The sequence below is a fragment of the Pseudomonas sp. HTZ2 genome, from assembly GCF_033173945.1.
In the GTDB taxonomy this organism is placed as follows: domain Bacteria; phylum Pseudomonadota; class Gammaproteobacteria; order Pseudomonadales; family Pseudomonadaceae; genus Aquipseudomonas; species Aquipseudomonas guariconensis.
Genome location: NZ_CP137332.1, coordinates 2,514,818 through 2,534,700, shown reverse-complemented (window position 1 = coordinate 2,534,700; position 19,883 = coordinate 2,514,818). Strand labels below are relative to the sequence as shown.

The 19,883-nt window shown below is 61.4% G+C and carries 19 protein-coding genes and 1 tRNA gene; 13 read left to right on the top strand and 7 right to left on the bottom strand.

Going from position 1 to position 19,883, the window contains the following annotated elements:
* Positions 1–92 precede the first annotated feature (92 nt).
* From R6G97_RS11705 to R6G97_RS11665, 9 genes are all read left to right on the top strand, one after another.
* Positions 93–1,454 carry a UDP-glucose dehydrogenase family protein gene (locus R6G97_RS11705; RefSeq protein WP_317848152.1) on the top strand — a complete coding sequence of 454 codons (1,362 nt, stop codon included), beginning with the start codon at positions 93–95 and terminating at the stop codon, positions 1,452–1,454.
* Between the two features lie 48 nt (positions 1,455–1,502).
* Complete coding sequence (gene galU / locus R6G97_RS11700; protein WP_043211760.1) at positions 1,503–2,342, top strand: UTP--glucose-1-phosphate uridylyltransferase GalU; 840 nt, start codon at positions 1,503–1,505, stop codon at positions 2,340–2,342.
* 97 nt (positions 2,343–2,439) lie between these two features.
* Positions 2,440–3,795 (top strand): glutathione-disulfide reductase, encoded by a 1,356-nt coding sequence (gene gorA, locus R6G97_RS11695; RefSeq protein ID WP_317848123.1) that lies wholly within the window; start codon positions 2,440–2,442, stop codon positions 3,793–3,795.
* A 198-nt stretch (positions 3,796–3,993) separates the two neighbouring features.
* Positions 3,994–4,524 (top strand): fimbrial protein, encoded by a 531-nt coding sequence (locus R6G97_RS11690; protein ID WP_317848122.1) that lies wholly within the window; start codon positions 3,994–3,996, stop codon positions 4,522–4,524.
* Between the two features lie 56 nt (positions 4,525–4,580).
* Entirely contained in the window at positions 4,581–5,315 is a 735-nt protein-coding gene (locus R6G97_RS11685) for a fimbrial biogenesis chaperone (RefSeq protein ID WP_043211765.1), read from the top strand.
* An 8-nt stretch (positions 5,316–5,323) separates the two neighbouring features.
* Entirely contained in the window at positions 5,324–7,768 is a 2,445-nt protein-coding gene (locus tag R6G97_RS11680; protein WP_317848121.1) for a fimbria/pilus outer membrane usher protein, read from the top strand.
* 138 nt (positions 7,769–7,906) lie between these two features.
* On the top strand, positions 7,907–8,470 hold the full coding sequence (ahpC, locus tag R6G97_RS11675) for an alkyl hydroperoxide reductase subunit C (protein WP_043211767.1): 564 nt from the start codon (positions 7,907–7,909) through the stop codon (positions 8,468–8,470).
* 126 nt (positions 8,471–8,596) lie between these two features.
* On the top strand, positions 8,597–10,159 hold the full coding sequence (gene ahpF / locus R6G97_RS11670) for an alkyl hydroperoxide reductase subunit F (protein ID WP_043211770.1): 1,563 nt from the start codon (positions 8,597–8,599) through the stop codon (positions 10,157–10,159).
* 171 nt (positions 10,160–10,330) lie between these two features.
* Entirely contained in the window at positions 10,331–10,522 is a 192-nt protein-coding gene (locus tag R6G97_RS11665; protein WP_043211771.1) for a hypothetical protein, read from the top strand.
* A gap of 2 nt (positions 10,523–10,524) precedes the next feature.
* Here R6G97_RS11665 and R6G97_RS11660 read toward each other — a convergent pair whose 3' ends face one another.
* The 3 genes from R6G97_RS11660 to nhaR all read right to left on the bottom strand — a co-directional run bounded on the left by R6G97_RS11660 (position 10,525) and on the right by nhaR (position 13,535).
* Complete coding sequence (locus R6G97_RS11660; RefSeq protein WP_317848120.1) at positions 10,525–11,172, bottom strand: YceH family protein; 648 nt, start codon at positions 11,170–11,172, stop codon at positions 10,525–10,527.
* Positions 11,173–11,284: 112 nt separating this feature from the next.
* Positions 11,285–12,496 (bottom strand): serine/threonine transporter SstT, encoded by a 1,212-nt coding sequence (sstT, locus tag R6G97_RS11655; RefSeq protein ID WP_043211776.1) that lies wholly within the window; start codon positions 12,494–12,496, stop codon positions 11,285–11,287.
* A 145-nt stretch (positions 12,497–12,641) separates the two neighbouring features.
* Positions 12,642–13,535 carry a transcriptional activator NhaR gene (gene nhaR, locus R6G97_RS11650; RefSeq protein WP_102082266.1) on the bottom strand — a complete coding sequence of 298 codons (894 nt, stop codon included), beginning with the start codon at positions 13,533–13,535 and terminating at the stop codon, positions 12,642–12,644.
* A 136-nt stretch (positions 13,536–13,671) separates the two neighbouring features.
* On the opposite strand from nhaR, the gene R6G97_RS11645 reads away from it, so the two are divergent.
* A complete protein-coding gene (locus R6G97_RS11645; RefSeq protein WP_043211781.1) occupies positions 13,672–13,911 on the top strand; it encodes a hypothetical protein in 240 nt (79 codons plus the stop codon).
* 25 nt (positions 13,912–13,936) lie between these two features.
* Positions 13,937–14,689: a TerC family protein gene (locus R6G97_RS11640; protein WP_043211783.1), complete on the top strand. Its 753-nt coding sequence runs from the start codon at positions 13,937–13,939 to the stop codon at positions 14,687–14,689.
* A 120-nt stretch (positions 14,690–14,809) separates the two neighbouring features.
* Here R6G97_RS11640 and R6G97_RS11635 read toward each other — a convergent pair whose 3' ends face one another.
* Positions 14,810–14,986: a hypothetical protein gene (locus tag R6G97_RS11635; protein ID WP_167358087.1), complete on the bottom strand. Its 177-nt coding sequence runs from the start codon at positions 14,984–14,986 to the stop codon at positions 14,810–14,812.
* Positions 14,987–15,143: 157 nt separating this feature from the next.
* Here R6G97_RS11635 and R6G97_RS11630 point away from each other — a divergent pair, with 157 nt between their 5' ends.
* Positions 15,144–15,875: a peptidase C39 family protein gene (locus R6G97_RS11630; RefSeq protein ID WP_317848119.1), complete on the top strand. Its 732-nt coding sequence runs from the start codon at positions 15,144–15,146 to the stop codon at positions 15,873–15,875.
* Between the two features lie 101 nt (positions 15,876–15,976).
* On the opposite strand, the gene R6G97_RS11625 is transcribed toward R6G97_RS11630, so the two are convergent.
* Positions 15,977–17,260 carry an NAD(P)/FAD-dependent oxidoreductase gene (locus R6G97_RS11625; protein WP_043211788.1) on the bottom strand — a complete coding sequence of 428 codons (1,284 nt, stop codon included), beginning with the start codon at positions 17,258–17,260 and terminating at the stop codon, positions 15,977–15,979.
* Between the two features lie 201 nt (positions 17,261–17,461).
* Here R6G97_RS11625 and R6G97_RS11620 point away from each other — a divergent pair.
* Positions 17,462–17,538, top strand: a tRNA-Val gene (locus R6G97_RS11620).
* A 155-nt stretch (positions 17,539–17,693) separates the two neighbouring features.
* On the opposite strand, the gene R6G97_RS11615 is transcribed toward R6G97_RS11620, so the two are convergent.
* Both R6G97_RS11615 and R6G97_RS11610 read right to left on the bottom strand, forming a co-directional pair.
* Positions 17,694–18,338 (bottom strand): TetR/AcrR family transcriptional regulator, encoded by a 645-nt coding sequence (locus tag R6G97_RS11615; protein ID WP_102082268.1) that lies wholly within the window; start codon positions 18,336–18,338, stop codon positions 17,694–17,696.
* Between the two features lie 74 nt (positions 18,339–18,412).
* The gene (locus tag R6G97_RS11610) at positions 18,413–19,819 is read right to left on the bottom strand and encodes a purine-cytosine permease family protein (protein WP_043211799.1); all 1,407 of its coding nucleotides are present in this window, start codon (positions 19,817–19,819) and stop codon (positions 18,413–18,415) included.
* Positions 19,820–19,883 lie beyond the last annotated feature (64 nt).

Sequence of the window (19,883 nt, the reverse complement as noted above, 5' to 3'; positions counted from 1 at the left end):
GCCGCTCTTGTCACACGCGTGACCCTGTGCTGTCACTGCCCTGCAACGGTGCCTGGTGTGCAATGGCCGCACTCTTCGACAAGGGTGCGGCCATGGAACTCTGTGTGATCGGGGCGGGGTATGTGGGGCTGGTCACGGCAGCCTGTTTCGCCGAAATGGGCAACCACGTGGTGTGTCTGGAGCGTGACCAGGTGCGCCTGGCGCAACTGCGTCAGGGCCAATGCCCGATCTACGAACCCGGCCTGCAAGCGCTGCTACAGGCCGGGCTGGAGAATGGGTCGTTGAGTTTCAGCGACCATTGGAGCCACGCTCTGGCGCGCGCCGAGGTAGTGTTCATCGCGGTCGGTACGCCCAGTCTGGAGGACGGCTCTGCTGACCTTGGACACGTGTTGGCAGTTGCCGACAGCCTCGCACGCCATCTTTCTCGCGCGTGTCTGATGGTGAACAAGTCGACCGTCCCGGTGGGCACGGCCGAGCGGGTCGCTCGACACATCACCAATGGCTTGCGCGAGCGCGGTGCGCGGTTCGCCGTGCAGGTGGCGAGCAATCCTGAATTTCTCAAGGAAGGCAGCGCCGTCGAGGACTTCATGCGACCGGACCGTGTCATCATCGGCAGCGACAGCGAACAGGCCAGCCAGTGCCTGCAGCGCCTCTACAGGCCGTTCGTGCGCAACCGCGAGCGCGTGTTGCTAATGACGCCGCGTGCGGCCGAGTTCAGCAAATATGCGGCCAATGCCTTCCTTGCCACGCGTATCTCTTTCATCAACGAACTGGCCGGGCTTTGCACGCACCTGGACGTGGACATCGAGCAGGTACGTCGCGGCATCGGCAGCGATACGCGTATCGGCAGTCACTTCATCTATGCCGGCTGCGGCTATGGCGGCTCGTGCTTCCCCAAGGACGTGCGTGCACTGATCCATAGCGCCGAGCAGGCCGGATACCAGCCTGCCATCCTGCAGGCAGTGCAGGCGCGCAACGAGGTGCAGAAGACCGTGTTGTTCGAGGCGCTGCATCAGCACTTCGGTGGCTTTGTACGGGGGCGCACCGTAGCGATCTGGGGGTTGGCCTTCAAGCCCGGTACCGATGATGTGCGCGAGGCGCCCAGCCTGGTGCTGCTCGAGGCGCTGTTGGCGGCAGGCGCGCATGTCCAGGCCTGCGACCCGGCAGCGACGGCGGGGGTCGCCGAGCGCTACCGGCACGCGACGGCCAGCGGCCAGCTGCGCCTTACGCAGGATCCCTACGTCTGTGTCGAAGGCGCGGACGCGTTGGTGCTGGTGACTGAATGGAAACTGTTCCGCCAGCCGGATTTCCGCCGTGTGCGGGGGTTGATGCGCATGCCGGTGCTGTTCGATGGCCGCAATATTTACGATCCATCGGAACTATCTACACTGGGTTATCTCTATCATGGCATCGGTCGGCCAGGGGCGGGGCATTGTAAGGTGACCGCCGCCTGATTAGACTGCGCCGAACTCCACAGGCCCAGCCTTTGTTTAAGGATGTATATGATCAAAAAATGCTTGTTTCCGGCAGCCGGCTACGGCACCCGCTTCCTGCCTGCTACCAAAGCCATGCCCAAGGAAATGCTGCCGGTGGTCAACAAGCCACTGATCCAGTATGGCGTCGAAGAGGCGCTGGATGCAGGTCTGAGCGAGATCTCCATCGTCACCGGTCGCGGCAAGCGCGCCTTGGAAGACCACTTCGACATCAGCTACGAGCTGGAAAACCAGATCAAAGGCACCGACAAGGAAAAATACCTGGTTGGCATCCGTCGTCTGCTGGATGAGTGCTCCTTCTCCTACACCCGTCAGACCGAGATGAAAGGCCTGGGTCACGCCATTCTCACGGGTCGTCCACTGATCGGCGACGAGCCGTTCGCCGTGGTGCTGGCAGACGACCTGTGCGTCAACCCGGAAGGCGACGGCATCCTTACCCAGATGGTCAAGCTGTACAACCAGTTCCGTTGCTCGATCGTCGCCATCCAGGAAGTCGATCCGCAGGAAACCAACAAGTACGGCGTGATCGCTGGCGACATGATCCGCGATGACATCTATCGGGTGACCAACATGGTCGAGAAGCCCAAGCCGGAAGACGCCCCGTCGAACCTGGCGATCATCGGCCGCTATATCCTGACTCCGGATATCTTCGACATCATCCAGAACACCGAACCCGGCAAAGGCGGCGAGATCCAGATCACCGACGCGCTGATGAAGCAGGCCCAGGATGGCTGCGTACTGGCCTACAAGTTCAAGGGCAAGCGTTTCGACTGCGGTGGCGCCGAAGGCTACATCGAGGCGACCAATTTCTGCTTCGAGAATTACTACAAGACCGGCAAGGCGTACTGATTCGCCACTGTTGGTACGAAAGCCACCCTCGGGGTGGCTTTTTTGTTCCCGGCGGGTAACGGCGTTATGCTGGTCGCCAGCCAAGGAGACTGAATACATGGCCTACGATTTTGATCTGTTCGTGATTGGCGCCGGTTCCGGCGGTGTACGCGCGGCGCGTTTCGCCGCAGGCTTCGGTGCCAAGGTGGCGGTGGCCGAAAGCCGTTACCTGGGTGGCACCTGTGTCAACGTCGGTTGCGTGCCAAAAAAACTGCTGGTGTATGGCGCCCATGTGGCCGACGAGCTGGAGCAGGCCGCCGGTTTTGGCTGGACGCTGGAGGAAGGGCATTTCGACTGGGGCACCTTGATCGCCAACAAGAACCGTGAGATCGAGCGCCTCAACGGCATCTACCGCAACCTGCTGGTCAACAGCGGCGTGACCCTGCTGCAAGGGCATGCCCGTATCACCGGTGCCCACGAAGTCGAAGTCGAAGGCCAGCGCTACAGCGCCGGACACATTCTCATCGCCACTGGCGGCTGGCCACAGGTGCCGGATATTCCGGGCAAGGAGCTGGCGATCACCTCCAACGAGGCGTTCTACCTCAAAGAACTGCCGCGTCGTGTACTGGTGGTCGGTGGCGGCTACATCGCCGTCGAGTTCGCTGGCATCTTCCAGGGCCTGGGCGCCGATACCACGCTGTTGTACCGCGGTGACCTGTTCCTGCGCGGCTTCGATGGCTCGGTGCGTACCCACCTCAAGGAAGAACTGCAAAAGCGCGGTCTGGATCTTCAATTCAACGCCGATATCCAGCGTATCGACCAGCAGGCCGATGGCAGCCTCAAGGCGACCCTCAAAGATGGCCGCGAGCTGTTCGCCGATTGTGTGTTCTATGCAACCGGGCGGCGTCCGATGCTGGACAATCTGGGGCTGGAAAACACTGGTGTCGAGCTCGATGACCGCGGCTTTATCCGGGTGGACGATCAGTACCAGACCACCGAACCCTCGATCATCGCCATCGGTGATGTGATCGGTCGCGTCCAGCTCACACCGGTGGCCTTGGCCGAAGGCATGGCAGTGGCTCGTCGTCTGTTCAAGCCCGAGCAGTACCGTCCGGTGGACTATCAGAACATCCCTACTGCCGTGTTCAGCCAGCCGCCGATCGGCACCGTGGGCCTGACCGAGGAGCAGGCGCTGGAAGCCGGGCACAAGGTTCAGATCTTCGAAAGCCGCTTCCGCGCCATGAAACTGACCCTGACGGACATCCAGGAAAAGACCTTGATGAAGCTGGTCGTCGACGCTGAGACCGACAAGGTCTTGGGCTGCCACATGGTCGGGCCGGATGCCGGGGAAATCATCCAGGGCCTGGGTGTGGCCCTGAAGGCTGGCGCGACCAAGCAGCAGTTCGACGAAACCATTGGCGTGCACCCGACCGCTGCCGAAGAGTTCGTGACCATGCGCACCGCGACACGTTGATCCCGCCTTGTCAGCTCCTTCATGGCCTCGCTGCAACGGGGCCATGATTCTTACTTGCCTGCCGTGAATTTCACCTGCCTGGCTGGTAAGTCATCCGACATATTGTTCTTGAGACCTTCCTGATACTGCACCCACGTCCGGCAACCGGACAGCAGCCTGACACTTGCATGGCTGTCAATCAGCAATCAGAAGGTGATCATGAAAACACTCTATAAAGCCTTGTGCGCAGCCTGCGGCAGCGCGCTTCTCTATGCTGGTATCGCGCAGGCGGATCACGGCGAAATCAGCATCAGTGGTCAAGTGCTTGCGCCGACCTGCATCGTCAATGGCGGTAATGGCAACTTGCCGGTCAGTCTGCCTGACGTCAATGCGACCTTGCTGTCTCGGCCTGGACAGGTGGCCGGGCAAACGTCCTTCCAGCTGCGCTTGACCAACTGCGCCCCAACCGTAAGCCGGGTCTCGACCTACTTCGAGCCTGGCCCAACCATTAGCCCCGAGGGACGGCTCATCGTGGATGCCGGCGGTAGCCGCAATGTCCAGATTGAACTGCTCAATAGCAGCTTCGCACCAATGGACTTGTCGGCCTCCAAACGCAGCCAGCGCTCCCAGACCGTGCAGATCGTCGGTGGTAACGCCACGCTCGACTATCACGCGCGTTACTACGCGACCGGGGCCGCTACGCCAGGACTGGTCTCCACCCGCGTCCAGTATTCGCTCGATTACCTCTGAGCTTCCTCGGACAGGCCTGAGCGCCTGTCCTCGCCATTTACAGAACAAGGCATTCGATGTTCTTTCAACTCAACGCCCTCAGGCGCTGGGCGCTGCTGGCTGTATGGCTGTCTTGCGCCGAAGCAGGCGCCAGCGTGGTCATCTCCAGTACGCGTGTCGTTTATCCGGCCGACCAGGCCGAGATTACCCTCAAGCTCAGCAACGAAGGGCTCAATCCATCGTTGGTCCAGGCCTGGGTCGATGACGGCTCTGCCCAGGTGGATGCGCAGGCGCTACACGCGCCATTCAGCCTCGTGCCCTCATTGTTTCGCCTGGATCCAGGCAAGGGGCAGAGCCTTAGACTGTTCCATACGGGCGAAACGATGCCCCAGGACCGTGAAAGCCTGTACTGGCTCAATGTGCTCGACGTCCCCCCCAAAGGCACAGGCAACACGCTTCAGGTTTCCCTGCGGACCCGTATCAAGCTGTTCTATCGCCCCATGAGATTGTCAGGCAATGTCGCAGAGGCGCATCAGATGCTGCGCTGGCGTGTTTTGCGCGATGGGGCTGGCGGGGTGCTGCAGGTCGACAACCCCAGTCCGTACTTCGTCAATCTCGCCAAATTGGAGGTGCATCAAGGTAACCAGGTGCTCGACATCGAGCCCGGCCATATAGCGCCTTTTTCGAACACTCGATTCGCCGCGCCAGGCTTGAAGACTGGCGGTATCGTCCAGGTGCGCTACGCATTCATCGACGATTACGGCGCGGTGCATGAACGGCCAGAAGCCGTACATGCGAGCGGGGCGGGCTGAGGCTTGTCATGAGCCGCAGGACATTCGTCGACTGTGTGCCAGGGTGTCTGCTCGCCTGTCTTGGGGGGGAGCCGGTCCTGGCGATCGAGTTTGACGCAGGGCTGCTCAAGCAAGGCTCGTCATCGGACGTGCGCCGTTTCGAGAGGGAAGCGGTCGTCCCGGAGGGGCGCTTCACCCTGGACATTGTGCTCAACCAGCAGTGGAAAGGTCGGTTGCCTGTCTTGCTAAAGAAGCAAACGCTGACTAACCAGGCAGCGCCTTGCTACAGCAAGGGCTTGTTGCAGCGTCTGGGCCTGGATCTGCAATCCTTGGCCAGCGAGACCCAGAGCGTCCTCAAGGAAGATGACGCGTGTCTGCCCTTGTCCCAGCTACAAGTGCCTTCTAGTGAGACGCTGGATTTTGGCGCATTGCGGTTGGATCTGGTGATAGCGCAACAAGCCCTGGACCGCCAATCCAATGGTCACTTTCCCGCAGACCAGTGGGACAGCGGGGTAAATGTGGGCTTTATCGACTACCGGCTCAACCTCCATCAGCAGCGATCCAGACAGCAGGGCAGTGGTACTCGTCAAGGGTACCTGGGCCTGCGCATGGGGTTGAACACAGGGGAGTGGTACTGGCGTCACGAGGGGCGCTGGCAAGGGCGTGATGCCGGGGCCTCGCACTATCAGGCGGGTGGATTGTCGGTCAGGCGGGACATTCCTACGTGGTCATCGCAAATGACACTCGGTGATAGCTACAGCCGTGGCGACGTTTTCGATACCGGCGCGTTGCGTGGCGTGTTGTTGAACAATGACGAGCGCATGCTCCCGCAGACCCAGCGCGGTTTTTCCCCCGTGATCAGCGGTATGGCAAACAGCACGGCGTTACTGAGCATCCGCCAGCGCGGTGTGCTGGTGCACGAATCGACAGTAGCCCCCGGCCCCTTCGAAATCGACGACCTCCATGCCAGCGGCTTGCACGATGACCTTGAGGTCACTCTGCGCGAGGCCGATGGCGAGGTGCGAACCTTCTTCGTGCCGAGCCAGGCCGCACCGCTTGCCTTGCGCCCAGGAAGCAAACGGTTCGAATTCGCAGCGGGTGTCTGGCGCGATGAGCTGGGGAAGATGGGGCCTGGCCATTTGCAGGGGAGTTGGCAACAAGGGCTGAACAACCATCTGAGTGTGCATGGAGGTGCGTGGTTGGCCAGCGATTATCTGGCCAGTGCCATGGGGGTGGCGATAAACAGTGGCGTCGGTGCTGTCGGCCTGACGCGCTACCACAGCCGCGTTTCGCTGGATCGGGAACGACAAGGGCACGCCTGGCGGATGAGCTGGCGACACAGGCTCACTGCATGGGAGACCGACCTTGGCGCGACATTGACGCAATACGCAGGCTATTACCGTTTCGACGATTTTGCCCAGGCGAGCCAAGGCCATGTGTTGGCCCCTGCGCGGCGGCGGGTCGGACTTACCGTCAACCGGCCGTTGGGCTCGCAAGGTGGTCGTCTGACGCTGATGGCGGGTTGGGGGCAGGGCGCAGAACGCCAAAGCAGTTACAGCCTGGGCTACAACAACCATCTGGGGAAACTCAACTATGGGATGCGGTTCGACCGTGAGCGGCGACCTTCTGGCCAGGCGCTCGACACATTCACGCTCACGGCCAGCCTGCCGCTTGGGGAGCGGCGTCGTGCTTCGTTGAGCAGTGGGATGACATGGGGGGCTCAGGGGCAGGGCCGTTCGAATGTGCGCTTGCGTGCAACGGCTGGGGAGCGTGGGCAATGGGGGTATGGGCTGGCTGCAGTGCGTCAGGAAGGGACGCGGGGCGGGGCAGGGCTGGATGCCCATCTGCTGCACCGTGGTTCGTTTGGCGAGCTGAACGCCTCGTTCGCCAATCGGCACACTCATCACCAAGCCTCAATGGGCGCCCAAGGGGCTCTGGTTGCCCATCCGGGGGGCTTGTCCATGGCCCCGCCGCTTGGGGAAAGCTTTGCGATTGTCCATGCACCGGGTGCGAGCGCGGCGCGGCTTCGCCAGCATCCTCAGATACGCCTGGATGAGCGTGGGTTCGCGGTGGTACCAGCATTGCTGCCGTATGGCCTGAACACGGTGGAGCTCGACCCCAAAGGCATGTCCAAGGATGTCGAGCTGCAACTCACTGGCCAGTCGGTAGTGCCGCGGTCAGGCGCGGCAAGTTGGTTGCACTATCCAACCCGTAGTGGTCATCCACTGATGCTGCACGCGCTCAAGGTGAGCGGACAGGCATTGCCCTTCGGTGCATTGGTACTGGATGAAGCGGGTAGTGAGCGAGGGATGGTCGGCCAGGGCAGCCGCCTGCATGTGCGTGGCGATGCGCAGCGAGGCCGGTTCAAGGTCATTTGGGGGGAGGCGGGTGATCAACAGTGCTGGCTGGACTATAGCGCCGGTCCCAGCGGGAGGCTCGAGGCATCGGCGTGTGTACAGGCCGACGCGTCTTAGGAATCAAAGCATCTATTGGGATTGGCGACTTATAGCCAAAACCAATCACAAGCATGAGGTTTGCCAATGAGCCTTTATCGGAGCCTGCGGTTAGGATTCTCTCCGTCAACTGATTTCAACCCATGAAGGAGCGTCTCCATGCCTATCATCAACAGCCAGGTCAAACCGTTCAACGCGACTGCCTACCACAAGGGCGAATTCGTCCAGGTCAGCGAAGCCGACCTCAAAGGCAAGTGGTCCGTCGTGTTCTTCTACCCAGCTGACTTCACCTTCGTTTGCCCGACCGAGCTGGGTGACCTTGCTGACAACTACGCCGAGTTCCAGAAGCTGGGCGTGGAAATCTACGGCGTGTCCACCGACACCCACTTCACTCACAAAGCCTGGCACGACACCTCGGAAACCATCGGCAAGATCCAGTACCCGCTGATCGGTGACCCGACCCACGTCATCGCCCGTAACTTCGACGTGCTGATCGAAGAAGCCGGTCTGGCGGATCGCGGTACTTTCGTGATCAACCCGGAAGGTCAGATCAAGATCGTCGAAATCAACGACGGCGGTGTAGGCCGCGATGCCAGCGAGCTGCTGCGCAAGGTCAAGGCTGCCCAGTACGTCGCCGCCCACCCAGGTGAAGTTTGCCCGGCCAAGTGGAAAGAAGGCGAAGCCACCCTGGCGCCATCGCTGGACCTGGTCGGCAAGATCTAAGCCGATGTGTAAGTCGCGGGCGGTAGCCAGTCGCCAAAGCTGAAGTAGCCACCGCCCCGTAAAAACGCCCGGGCGACCTCGCCTGGGCGTTTTTGTATCCAAGTTTTGAAAAAAGGAATCGCCCGTATGTTGGACGCCACGCTTAAATCGCAACTGAAAACCTACCTGGAGCGGGTCACCCAGCCGATCGAGATCGTTGCTTCCCTCGACGACGGCGCGAAATCCCGCGAATTGCATGACCTGCTGGTGGAAATCGCCAGCCTGTCGAACCTCATTACCCTGCGCGAGGACGGCTCCGACGCCCGGCGTCCCTCGTTCTCGCTCAATCGTCCGGGGGCTGACATCAGCCTGCGTTTCGCCGGCATCCCCATGGGCCACGAATTCACTTCCCTGGTACTCGCGCTGTTGCAGGTAGGCGGTCACCCGTCCAAGGCCAGCGCCGAAGTGATCGAGCAGATCCAGGCCCTGGAAGGTGAGTTCACCTTTGAAACCTATTTCTCGCTGTCGTGCCAGAACTGCCCGGATGTGGTCCAGGCCCTGAACTTGATGGCTGTGCTCAACCCCAATGTGCGCCATGTGGCTATCGACGGTGCGCTGTTCCAGGAAGAGGTCGAGTCGCGCAAGATCATGGCGGTGCCGAGCATCTACCTCAACGGCGAAGTTTTCGGCCAGGGCCGCATGGGCCTGGAGGAAATCCTCGGCAAGATCGACACCAATGCCGGAGCCCGTGAGGCCGAGAAGATCAACGCCAAGGATGCCTTCGATGTGCTGGTGGTCGGCGGTGGTCCCGCTGGCGCTTCGGCAGCCATCTACGCCGCGCGCAAAGGCATTCGTACAGGCGTTGCTGCCGAGCGTTTCGGTGGCCAGGTACTCGACACCCTGGCGATCGAGAACTTCATTTCGGTCCAGGAAACCGAAGGACCGAAACTGGCCAGGGCGCTGGAAGAGCACGTCAAGCAGTACGATGTGGACATCATGAACCTGCAACGCGGCGAAGCGTTGATCCCAGGCGTCAATGGCGCGCTGCACGAAGTTCGCCTGGCCGGCGGCGCTTCGCTCAAGGCCAAGACCGTGATTCTCGCCACCGGCGCCCGCTGGCGCGAAATGAATGTCCCTGGCGAGCAGGAATACCGCGCCCGTGGCGTGGCCTACTGCCCGCACTGTGATGGCCCGCTGTTCAAGGGCAAGCGTGTGGCTGTGATCGGCGGAGGCAATTCCGGCGTGGAAGCGGCCATTGACCTGGCCGGTATCGTCGCACAAGTGACGTTGATCGAGTTCGACAGCCAATTGCGTGCCGATGCCGTGTTGCAACGCAAGCTGCACAGCCTGCCGAACGTTAAGGTCATCACCAGCGCCCTGACCACCGAAGTGCTGGGCAATGGCGAGAAGGTCACGGGCTTGCGCTACAAGGATCGCAACAGCGATGAGCTGCACGACCTGGCGCTCGAAGGTATCTTCGTGCAAATTGGCCTGCTGCCGAACACCGACTGGCTCAAGGGCACGGTCGAGCTGTCGCCACGTGGCGAGATCATCGTCGACGCCAAGGGGCAGACCAATATCCCCGGCGTGTTCGCTGCAGGTGATGTGACCACGGTGCCGTACAAGCAGATCGTCATCGCCGTGGGTGAAGGGGCCAAGGCTTCGTTGGCAGCCTTCGACCACCTGATCCGCACCTCGGCGCCGGCATAAGCCTGCACCACCCTCTTCGCGGGTAAACCCGCCCCCACAGGTATAGCGCTGGTCTCTGGTTCTGCGCCGTACTTCTGGGGGCGGGTTTACCCGTGAATGCTTTTGCGCGTTGTCAAAGCCAAACCTGAAGGTGTCTATGATTTATTGCAGACACCCTCGGGAATCACACTCATGACCCTGATCAGCCGCGAACCCTGGTGGCTAGAGCCACCCAAGCCCGGACAGAAGGAGCAGGACCTGCACTGGGGCTATCTGGAGATCTATGCCGACGGGCGCACGGTCTTTGTCGACCAGCGTCCCACCGACCAAGAGCTGGCCGAGCGTAAGAGTTGCCGCAACTTTCCTGACGCCGATCAGCCCTAAGGTCAGCCCTCCAGTGCGGCAAGGCGCGCCTCAAGCGCTGCGACCCGGGCTTCCAGAGCCTCGATCCGCTCATCCGACACACTGGTGCCGCTGTTGCTGCGCTCGGCGCCTTGCTGGCGTGCGGCGAGGATCTCCTCGATCTGCGCCGGGTCGCCAAGGGCGTGGGTGTAGCGGTCTTCGCGTTGGCCGGGCTGGCGTGGCAGGTGCAGCGCCAGGCCGCGTGAGACCAGACGCTCGAGCTGGTGCTGGATCTGCTCGACGCCTTCAAAGTCATGGAGGCGATTACTGCGGGTCAGCAGTTCGTTGAGGGTCTGCGGTCCGCGCAGGAACATCAGCCCCATCAGCACCAATTGAGCCGGCACCAACTCCAGTGCCTTGTCCACCCGGTGCTCCCAACGATCGGCGCGGCTGCCCATCTGCAGACGGGTCATTTCTTGCCCTTCGAGGGCACGCAGGGCCTGGCCGACCTGGCCGGCGGAGAGGTTCATCACCGGTTCACGGCTGGTCTTCTGGTTACAGGCCAGCACCAGGGCGTTAAGGGTCAGCGGGTAGGTTTCCGGGCTGGTGGCTTGTTTTTCGATCAGAGAACCGAGCACACGGATCTCGATGCTGTTGAAACGGCCTTCGCCTGCGGTTTCGTGTTCTGACATGGCCCTGTCTCATTGCGAGGAAAAGGCCACTAGCCTAGGTAATGCGGCAGGCTTAATCAATCAGACAATACTGCGGGGAAAACCCGCTCCGGTTGCCGGAGCGGGCTGTACCTCAGGCGTTGCGGCGCTCCTGCCCCAGGCAAGCCGCTGCAGTGAACAGCACGTCGGTCGAGGAGTTGAGCGCGGTCTCGGCCGAGTCCTGCAATACGCCGATGATGAAGCCGACCGCCACCACTTGCATGGCGATCTCGCTGGGGATCCCGAACAGACTGCAGGCCAGCGGAATCAGCAGCAGCGAGCCACCGGCCACGCCCGAAGCGCCACAGGCACACACGGCCGCCACGACACTGAGCAGCACGGCGGTCGGCAGGTCCACCGTAATGCCCAGGGTGTGTACGGCGGCCAGGGTCAGCACGGTGATGGTGATTGCTGCGCCCGCCATGTTGATGGTCGCGCCCAGCGGGATCGATACCGAATAGGTGTCCTCATGCAGTCCGAGCTTTTCCGACAGCGCCAAGTTGACCGGAATGTTGGCCGCCGAGCTGCGGGTGAAGAACGCCGTGATGCCGCTTTCGCGCAGGCACATGAATACCAGTGGGTACGGGTTGCGACGGATCTTCCAGAACACGATCAGCGGGTTGACCACCAATGCCACGAACAGCATGCAACCGATCAATACCATCAGTAGGTGCAAGTAACCAAGCAGAGCGTCCAGGCCGGACTGGGCCAGCGTCGAGGCGACCAGGCCGAAGATCCCCAGGGGGGCGAAACGGATGACCACGCGTACGATCAGGGTCACGCCGTTGGACAGGTCCTCGACCACGGTGCGGGTGGTCTGCCCAGCATGGCGGATGGCGACGCCCAGGCCGATGGCCCACGTCAGAATGCCGATGAAGTTGGCGTTGAGCAGCGCATTGACCGGGTTGTCGACGGCGCTCAACAGCAGGCCTTGCAGCACTTCGCTGATGCCGCCGGGAGCGGTGAGCGAGGCATCGCCGGTGCTGAGCACCAAGTTGGACGGGAACGCCATGCTGGCGACCACGGCCACGACCGCGGCGGCGAAGGTGCCCAGCAGGTACAGCCAGAGGATCGGTCTGATGTGGGTTTCCTGGCCGTGACGGTGATTGGCGATCGACGCCATGACCAGGATGAACACCAGTACCGGTGCCACGGCTTTCAGCGCGCTGACGAACACTTTGCCTAGAAAGGCCAGGTCACGGGCCACGGCCGGGGCGAGCAGAGCGAGGGCGATGCCGGCCACCAGGCCGATGCAGATCTGCGTCACCAGACCGGTGCGGTTGATGAGACGAAGGACAGGGGTCATGTGCAGCGGAATCTCGTTTTTGTAAAACCGGCAACTCTAACACAGAGCTTTGCCGGCCTGGTCTGAGCTCGGACGTTCGGGTCGCTTCGCATATAGCCACGAGCTACATTTCCTGCTGACTAATCCGTATTTCCCGCGGCGTGGATCACCAATGAAACAGATCCCGGCGCGCCCCCTCGGTAATCGCCACGATCCCTGGATGGGTGACCTTGCGTTCCACCGAAATGGCATAGAACGACTCGTTCACCGCCTCGGTCTGCCCGATCAGCTCGACGCCATACTGACGGCACACTTCTTCGGCGATCACGCTGGGCGCCACGAAAATCCCGCTACCGGACTGCCCGAAGGCCTGCATCAAGGCGCTGTCATCGAATTCGCCGATGATCCGTGGATGCAGCTGCTGTTCGGCCAACCAGCGCAGCAACCGGCTGCGGACCACGGTTTCCTGGCCCGGGATCAACAGCGGTGCGTCGTCCAGGCAGGCCGGGAAGGGCAGGGCATGCTGGCGCGCCAGCGCCGGGGTGGCGAAGAAACTCAGGCCGCACTCGCCCAGTTTCTGGCTGTAGCCCTTGATGTCCAGGTGGCTGGGCATAGGGCTGTCGGAGATCACTACATCAAGGCGCTGGATGGCAAGGTCGGCCAGCAGGCGTTCAAGTTTGTCTTCGCGGCAGTTGATGCGTAGGACGTTGTCCAACTCCATGGTCGGGGCCAGCAGTCGATAGACGATGGATTTGGGAACGACGTCGGCGACACCGACGCGAAACAGGATCTGTTCCTGAGGCCCTGCGCGCAGCAGGGCTTCCAGTTCACCGCCGATCTGGAACATCTGTTCGGCATAGCCCAGTGCCTGGCGGCCAGTCTCGGTCAGCTCCAACTGCCTGCCGACACGCTGGAACAGCTCCAGCCCGTAGGCTTGTTCGAACAGGCTGATCTGCCCGCTGATGGTCTGGGGCGTCAGGTTCAGTTGCTCGCTTGCGCGGGCGATGCTGCCGGTCTTGGCCACCACCCAGAAGTAGTGCAGCTGGCGATAATTGAGCATCCGACACTTTCCCGATTCGTAAAAACCGAAGTATAACCGCTAAAAATACGAATTTTCCTGATGTATGGCGTTCTCTAGAATGCCCACCCATAAGGCGCTGCATGCAGCGCCGGAAATTGGAAAAGCGAGGATTCCCATGTTGCAACTCAAATCCATCGGTACGCCCTTGGTGCTGGCCTTGGCCCTGTTCAGCCTGGCTGGCTGCGACCAGGCCGAGAAGTCCGCCCAGCAGATGCTCGATCAGGCCGCCGAGTCGGCCAAGCAGGCGATCGACAAGACCAACGAAGCTGCCCAACAGGCCCTGAGCGAGGCCATCGGCTCGGAGGGCGCCAAGCCCAAGGCCGCTGAAGAAAAAAGCGACACCCAAGACATCTGACCCGGACCCGATGCAGGACTAAATCATGGAATATTTGCTGGAACTCGCTGCAAGCCCCGCTGCCTGGGTCGCCCTGGCCACGCTGGTGGCCATGGAAATCGTACTGGGCATCGACAACCTGATCTTCATTTCCATCCTGACCAACAAACTGCCTGAGGCCTACCGCTCCAAGGCGCGGCGTATCGGTATCAGCATGGCGCTGATCATGCGCTTGGCGTTGCTCTCGACCGTGGCCTGGATCGTCCAGTTGACCGAACCTGTGATCGATGTGTTCGGCCACAGCTTCTCTTGGAAGGACATGATCCTCATCGCCGGTGGCCTGTTCCTGCTATGGAAAGCCACCAAAGAGATCCACGAGAACGTCGATCCGCATGGCGCCAAGGAAGAAGCCAAGGCTGGATCCACCGTAACCCTGGGCTTTGCCGCTGCGATCGGCCAGATCCTGATGCTCGACATCGTCTTCTCGATCGATAGCATCATTACCGCTGTAGGCATGACCGAGCACTTGCCGATCATGATCATCGCCGTGATCAGCGCCGTGGTCGTGATGCTGGTAGCTGCCGACCCGCTCGCCAAGTTCATCAACGACAACCCGACCGTGGTGATGCTGGCACTGGGCTTCCTGATCATGATCGGCATGACCCTGATCGCCGAGGGCTTCGGTGCCCATGTGCCAAAAGGCTACGTGTACGCCGCAATGGCGTTCTCGACTGCGATCGAAGTGCTCAACATCATGGCGCGCCGAGCTCGGCTCAAGCGCGAAGCTGCCGAGGGCTGATCGCTCGAAGCACAAAGGAGGGGGCGCAGTGCGCCCCCTTCGCTTTTTCTGGATTCGGGGGCTGACGGGTAGGGGAGCGGTCTATCGTGTGTGGGCCGCGTCGGCAGGCTGGGTTGAATGTCAGTGCGCCCCTGCGTGCCGCCGCGCACGACGCGCCGGCTGTGGTTTGGGCAACGTTTGCGGTGGCAGGTGATGGTGGGAATGCCTGCGCACGATGCGCAACACCCCCCACAGCATGGCGGCGGCGACGCTCACCCACATCCCCACCAGCATCAGTATCGCCATTGTCAGGCTCATGTGTGCCTCCTTCTCTCAGGCGCGCACGGGGCTCGCCTTCCAGACACTGCTTTAGTCTAGCCCGCCGGGCGGTGCGTTCCATTGACCGAAGGTCTATTCCCTTGGGCCGTTTCGTTCCAAGCCGGTGACGGGCTATACCCAAACACGCACCCAGCCTATGATCGGAGCCCAGGGCCGGGCGCTGCCTGCCTGGCGACGGAACAAGCGAGTGCCCATGTTGCAAGAAACTTTCACTTCATCGCGCCGGCTGCTGGCCGCGTGCCTGGTCGTGGCCAGCCTGGCCGGTTGCGCCAGTGGTCCATCGCCTGTGGCGAAGGGCCAGGCACAGCGGGTCGAGATCAGCGGCGTGCCGTTCTATCGCGGCAAGGCCAATCACAGCGGGGCCATGGCACTGGCGGCACTGCTGTCGCAACAGGGCGTGGTCATCACGCCGGGTTTGCTTGAAAAACCCCTTAACCTGCCACAGGGCGCCGACGCGCTGGGCGCCGGCATTCCCAAGGTAGCGCGTGAATACGGCATGGTCGTCTACCCACTGGACAAGCGTCTTGAGGCCTTGCTGACCCAAGTGGCGGCAGGCAACCCGGTGCTAGTGCGTTACGAAGAAGGCTCGGCCTTTTGGAGTGAGCCACGCTATGCGGTGCTGATTGGCTATGACAGCTACAAAGGGCGGGTGCTGTTGCGTTCGGGGATGCAGCGTCGCCTGTTGATGGCGTTCGATGATTTCGAGGCTGCGTGGGCGAAGACGGGAAGTTGGGCTGTGCTGGTGCAGCCACCGAAACAGCTGCCGGCTCAGGTGGACCGTCAGCGTTGGCTGCAGGCCGCCGACGAGCTGGCCCGGGCAGGCCAGGAAATCGCGGCGAAGCAGGCGGTCCGCAGCCTGGGCCAGTAATGCAATCGCGGGCCAAACCCGCTCCTGCAGCCAGGAGCGGACTTGGCCCGCGATTGGGTCGACCATACCTGGGGCGACGCTTTCGTCGCCCCCGGCTCGTCTTAGATGCCCAGACGGTCGCGCAGGCTGTAGTACCAGGCGCCCAGGGCGCTGAACGGTACGCGCAGCAGCTGACCACCCGGGAACGGGTAGTGCGGCAGACCGGCAAAGGCGTCGAAGCGCTCGGCCTGGCCACGCAGGGCTTCGGCCAGTACCTTGCCCGCCAGGTGGGTGTAGGTCACGCCGTGACCGGAGCAGCCCTGGGAGTAGTAGATGTTGTCGCCGATACGACCCACCTGTGGCAGGCGCGACAGGGTCAGCAGGAAGTTGCCGGTCCAGGCGAAGTCGATCTTCACGTCCTTGAGCTGCGGGAAGGCCTTGAGCATCTTCGGACGGATGATTGCCTCGATATTGGCCGGGTCGCGAGCACCGTAGACCACGCCACCACCGAAGATCAGACGCTTGTCGCTGGTCAGGCGGTAGTAGTCGAGCAGGTAGTTGCAGTCCTCGACGCAGTAGTCCTGCGGCAGCAGGGTGCGGGCCAGTTCCTCGCCCAGCGGCTCGGTGGTAATCACCTGGGTGCCGCATGGCATGGACTTGGCCGCCAGCTCCGGTACCAGGTTACCCAGGTAGGCGTTACCGGCAACGATGATGAACTTGGCGCGCACCTTGCCTTGCGGGGTGTGCACGACCGGGTTGGCACCGCGCTCGATGCGCACGGCCGGGGTCTGTTCATAAATCACGCCACCCAGCGACTCGACCGCGGCAGCTTCGCCCAAGGCCAGGTTAAGCGGGTGAATGTGGCCACCGCTCATGTCCAGCATGCCGCCGACATAGTTGTCGCAGGCGACCACTTCGCGGATGCGCTTCTGGTCCATCAGCTCCAGCTGGGTGTGGCCGAAACGCTCCCACAGACGCTTTTGCGACTCCAGGTGGCCCATCTGCTTGGCGCTCAGTGCAGCGAACACGCCGCCGTCCTTCAGGTCGCACTGGATGTTGTACTTGGCCACGCGCTCACGGATGATGCGTCCGCCTTCGAAGGCCATCTGACCCAGCAGTTGCGCCTGCTTGGGGCCGACGGTGCGCTCGATCACGTCGATGTCACGGCTGTAGCTGTTGACGATCTGGCCGCCGTTGCGGCCCGATGCGCCGAAGCCCACTTTGGCCGCCTCGACGATGCTCACTTTGAAGCCGTTTTCCAGCAGGAACAGGGCGCTGGACAGGCCGGTGTAACCGGCGCCGATGATGCAGATGTCAGTCTCCACCTCACCCTGCAGCGCCGGACGTGGCGGCACCGGGTTGGCCGAGGCGGCGTAGTAGGACTGGGGGTAGGGGGTATTGGCCATGCTCGGGGAACCTCGTGTTTTATATTTTTAACGAATGTACCGATGCTATCAATAATAATAAACACCCGCTAGTCGTCCGTTGAAAATCCTTTACTCCCCCCGTCGCTTCGGGTCAGGTAAATATTTTTAAGATTCAGTGAGTTAGCATGAAAAAAACAGTTGACAGCGATTTTGGAGCGCGTAGAATGCGCCCTCATCGACAGGCACATAGCTCAGTTGGTTAGAGCACCACCTTGACATGGTGGGGGTCGTTGGTTCGAGTCCAATTGTGCCTACCAAACAAAAGCCCCGGGTTTCCGGGCACTGAAAAGGGCGGTCCGAAAGGATCGCCCTTTTTGCGTTTGCACTACTCCGTGCGGCTTTGTTGAGCGTGCCGACCACTTGCAGATTCGGCCGGCATGTTACCCATCGAGTGGCAGAGCACGAGGCTTGCTCACAAGGCACTCGACGAAGCACGGGCTGTCTGCGCCGGGGAGGGTTCCAGTTCCAGGCGGGACGCCGCGCCTAGAATCATCTCGGTCAGTTGTTCGATGATTTGCCGTTGTGACAGGGCCGAATCGATATCCGATGATTGGCAAAGGCTTTCAAGCATGCCGATGACCCTGTCAGTGAAGAACTTTGTCTTTGAGCGATCAATGCCTCGAGGGAAGGTGGAGGCAATGATAGCCATTAGCTGCTGAGTGTATTCATCACGCATCGCGGCATGCAGCCGAGCGTGTTCTGCCGTCAGGTTGCGAGCCTCCCGCAACATGAGCTGGACTCTTTTCTGCTCGCTCTGCTGAAGTTCGATGAAGGCACTGACGAATGCATGCAGACGGGCGCGCGTGCCTTGGGCGGCTTTGAGCTTTACCCGAGTGAGTCTTAGCAGGTCGCTCATGCATTCCTCGATGAGGTCGAAGAGCAGCGCCTGTTTACTTTCAATGTGGTTGTAGAGGGACCCTGCGCCGATACCCAAGCGGGCGGCCAGGTCGCGCAAGCTCGTATTCTGGTAGCCCTGTTCAGCGAACAAGTCCACCGCCGTGAGGTACAGGCGTTCCTGTGTCTTGGTCGGCTGGGCATGTTGTGTGTTGGTGTTCATGGGGGCTCGGGGGTTGTAAGGGCGGGTAGGGCAGGTGGCCTGCCGCCCTTATCGGGCGGCAAGCGGCTCAGGGGCTAGCACTGTTTCTGGGCATAGTCCTGCGCAGGCAGAGGCTGCTGACGTCGCGCCCCGTGCTTGGCAAGCGGGTAGTAGACGAGCGCTGGCACGATTAGCCCAACCAACCAGGATATGTCCGTATCGCCCAGGTGTTGCACCAAGGGGCCTGTGTAGAAGCCGGTGGCGATGAAGGGCATCTGCACCAAGACCCCGAACCCATAGGTGCCGATGCCTACCCAGTTCCAGCGGCCGTACCGGCCATCCGGGTCATCCAGGGCGGCGATGTCGTAACGCTCCTGAGTGATGAAGTAGTAATCCACCAGGTTGATGGCGCTCCAGGGTGTGAAGAACGCCAACAGGAACAGAAGGAAGGATTTGAATGCGCTGAGGAAGGAATGCTGGCCGATCAGCGCCAGGGTAGTGGAGATACCGACTATGCAGAGCACGAACACCAGGCGCTGGCCGGAAGAGACGGTGAAGCGTTTTTGGAACGCACTGACAATGGTGGCGATGCACATGAAGCTGCCATAGGCGTTCAAGGTAGCGATGGTCACCTTGCCAAAGCCGATGCTAAAGAACAGCAGGCCGGCAATCATCCCGCTGGCGCCCAGGCTAACAATGTAGTTCACCTCGTTTCCGGAGAAGGCGCCGCCTGCCAGCGCCGCTGCGAACACGCCGAGCACCATGGAGGTTTGCGAGCCCAGTACCGAGCCCAGGCCCACGGCGAGGAAGGTGCGCAGCGGGGAAGTTGCGCTGGGGAGGTAGCGCGAGTAGTCGGCTACATAAGGGCCGAACGCAATCTGCCACGACGCCGACAGCGAAACGGCCAGAAGAAAGGTGTTCCAGCTGAAGTGTCGATTTTCGAGCAGGGTGGCGATGTCATTGATCGACAGCAGGCGTACGAACAGGTAAGCGAACGCCACCACGCCAAGCACGCTGGCGACCCGCCCGAGCAGATGGATCACCCGGTAGCCGCACACTGTCAACACCACGATCACGGTGGCGAAAACCAGGATGCCGCTCGTATCGCTGATGTTCGCCATTCGGCCAATCGCCTGGCCGGCCAGTACCGTGCCGGTGGCATTGAAGCCGATGTACATGATGCAGACGAGTACCAGCGGTATCACCGCGCCGAATACGCCGAACTGCACGCGGCTTGAAATCATCTGCGGCAGGCCAAGACGCGGACCTTGGGCGCCGTGCAATGCCATCACGATGCCGCCGAACACCTGGCCGATCAACAGGCCGATCAATGACCAGAACACATCGCCACCCAGCACCACTGCCAAGGCGCCGGTGACAATGGCCGTGATCTGCAAGTTGGCACCGAACCACAAGGTGAACTGGCTGAAGAGCCGACCGTGTCGTTCGCTTTCAGGAATGAAGTCGATGGAGCGCGTTTCGATGAGGGGCTTGCCAGACATGAGGGTTTCTCCCGTGGCGCCATTGCCCATGGCGCCTCTATTGTTGTTATGTAGCGGATGCCCT

Bases quoted from the DNA above. Each gene is read 5' to 3' on its own strand.
- R6G97_RS11705 (WP_317848152.1), top strand. From the start codon at position 93: ATGGAACTCTGTGTGATCGGGGCGGGGTATGTGGGGCTGGTCACGGCA.
- galU (WP_043211760.1), top strand. From the start codon at position 1,503: ATGATCAAAAAATGCTTGTTTCCGGCAGCCGGCTACGGCACCCGCTTC.
- gorA (WP_317848123.1), top strand. From the start codon at position 2,440: ATGGCCTACGATTTTGATCTGTTCGTGATTGGCGCCGGTTCCGGCGGT.
- R6G97_RS11690 (WP_317848122.1), top strand. From the start codon at position 3,994: ATGAAAACACTCTATAAAGCCTTGTGCGCAGCCTGCGGCAGCGCGCTT.
- R6G97_RS11685 (WP_043211765.1), top strand. From the start codon at position 4,581: ATGTTCTTTCAACTCAACGCCCTCAGGCGCTGGGCGCTGCTGGCTGTA.
- R6G97_RS11680 (WP_317848121.1), top strand. From the start codon at position 5,324: ATGAGCCGCAGGACATTCGTCGACTGTGTGCCAGGGTGTCTGCTCGCC.
- ahpC (WP_043211767.1), top strand. From the start codon at position 7,907: ATGCCTATCATCAACAGCCAGGTCAAACCGTTCAACGCGACTGCCTAC.
- ahpF (WP_043211770.1), top strand. From the start codon at position 8,597: ATGTTGGACGCCACGCTTAAATCGCAACTGAAAACCTACCTGGAGCGG.
- R6G97_RS11665 (WP_043211771.1), top strand. From the start codon at position 10,331: ATGACCCTGATCAGCCGCGAACCCTGGTGGCTAGAGCCACCCAAGCCC.
- R6G97_RS11660 (WP_317848120.1), bottom strand. From the start codon at position 11,172: ATGTCAGAACACGAAACCGCAGGCGAAGGCCGTTTCAACAGCATCGAG.
- sstT (WP_043211776.1), bottom strand. From the start codon at position 12,496: ATGACCCCTGTCCTTCGTCTCATCAACCGCACCGGTCTGGTGACGCAG.
- nhaR (WP_102082266.1), bottom strand. From the start codon at position 13,535: ATGCTCAATTATCGCCAGCTGCACTACTTCTGGGTGGTGGCCAAGACC.
- R6G97_RS11645 (WP_043211781.1), top strand. From the start codon at position 13,672: ATGTTGCAACTCAAATCCATCGGTACGCCCTTGGTGCTGGCCTTGGCC.
- R6G97_RS11640 (WP_043211783.1), top strand. From the start codon at position 13,937: ATGGAATATTTGCTGGAACTCGCTGCAAGCCCCGCTGCCTGGGTCGCC.
- R6G97_RS11635 (WP_167358087.1), bottom strand. From the start codon at position 14,986: ATGAGCCTGACAATGGCGATACTGATGCTGGTGGGGATGTGGGTGAGC.
- R6G97_RS11630 (WP_317848119.1), top strand. From the start codon at position 15,144: ATGATCGGAGCCCAGGGCCGGGCGCTGCCTGCCTGGCGACGGAACAAG.
- R6G97_RS11625 (WP_043211788.1), bottom strand. From the start codon at position 17,260: ATGGCCAATACCCCCTACCCCCAGTCCTACTACGCCGCCTCGGCCAAC.
- R6G97_RS11615 (WP_102082268.1), bottom strand. From the start codon at position 18,338: ATGAACACCAACACACAACATGCCCAGCCGACCAAGACACAGGAACGC.
- R6G97_RS11610 (WP_043211799.1), bottom strand. From the start codon at position 19,819: ATGTCTGGCAAGCCCCTCATCGAAACGCGCTCCATCGACTTCATTCCT.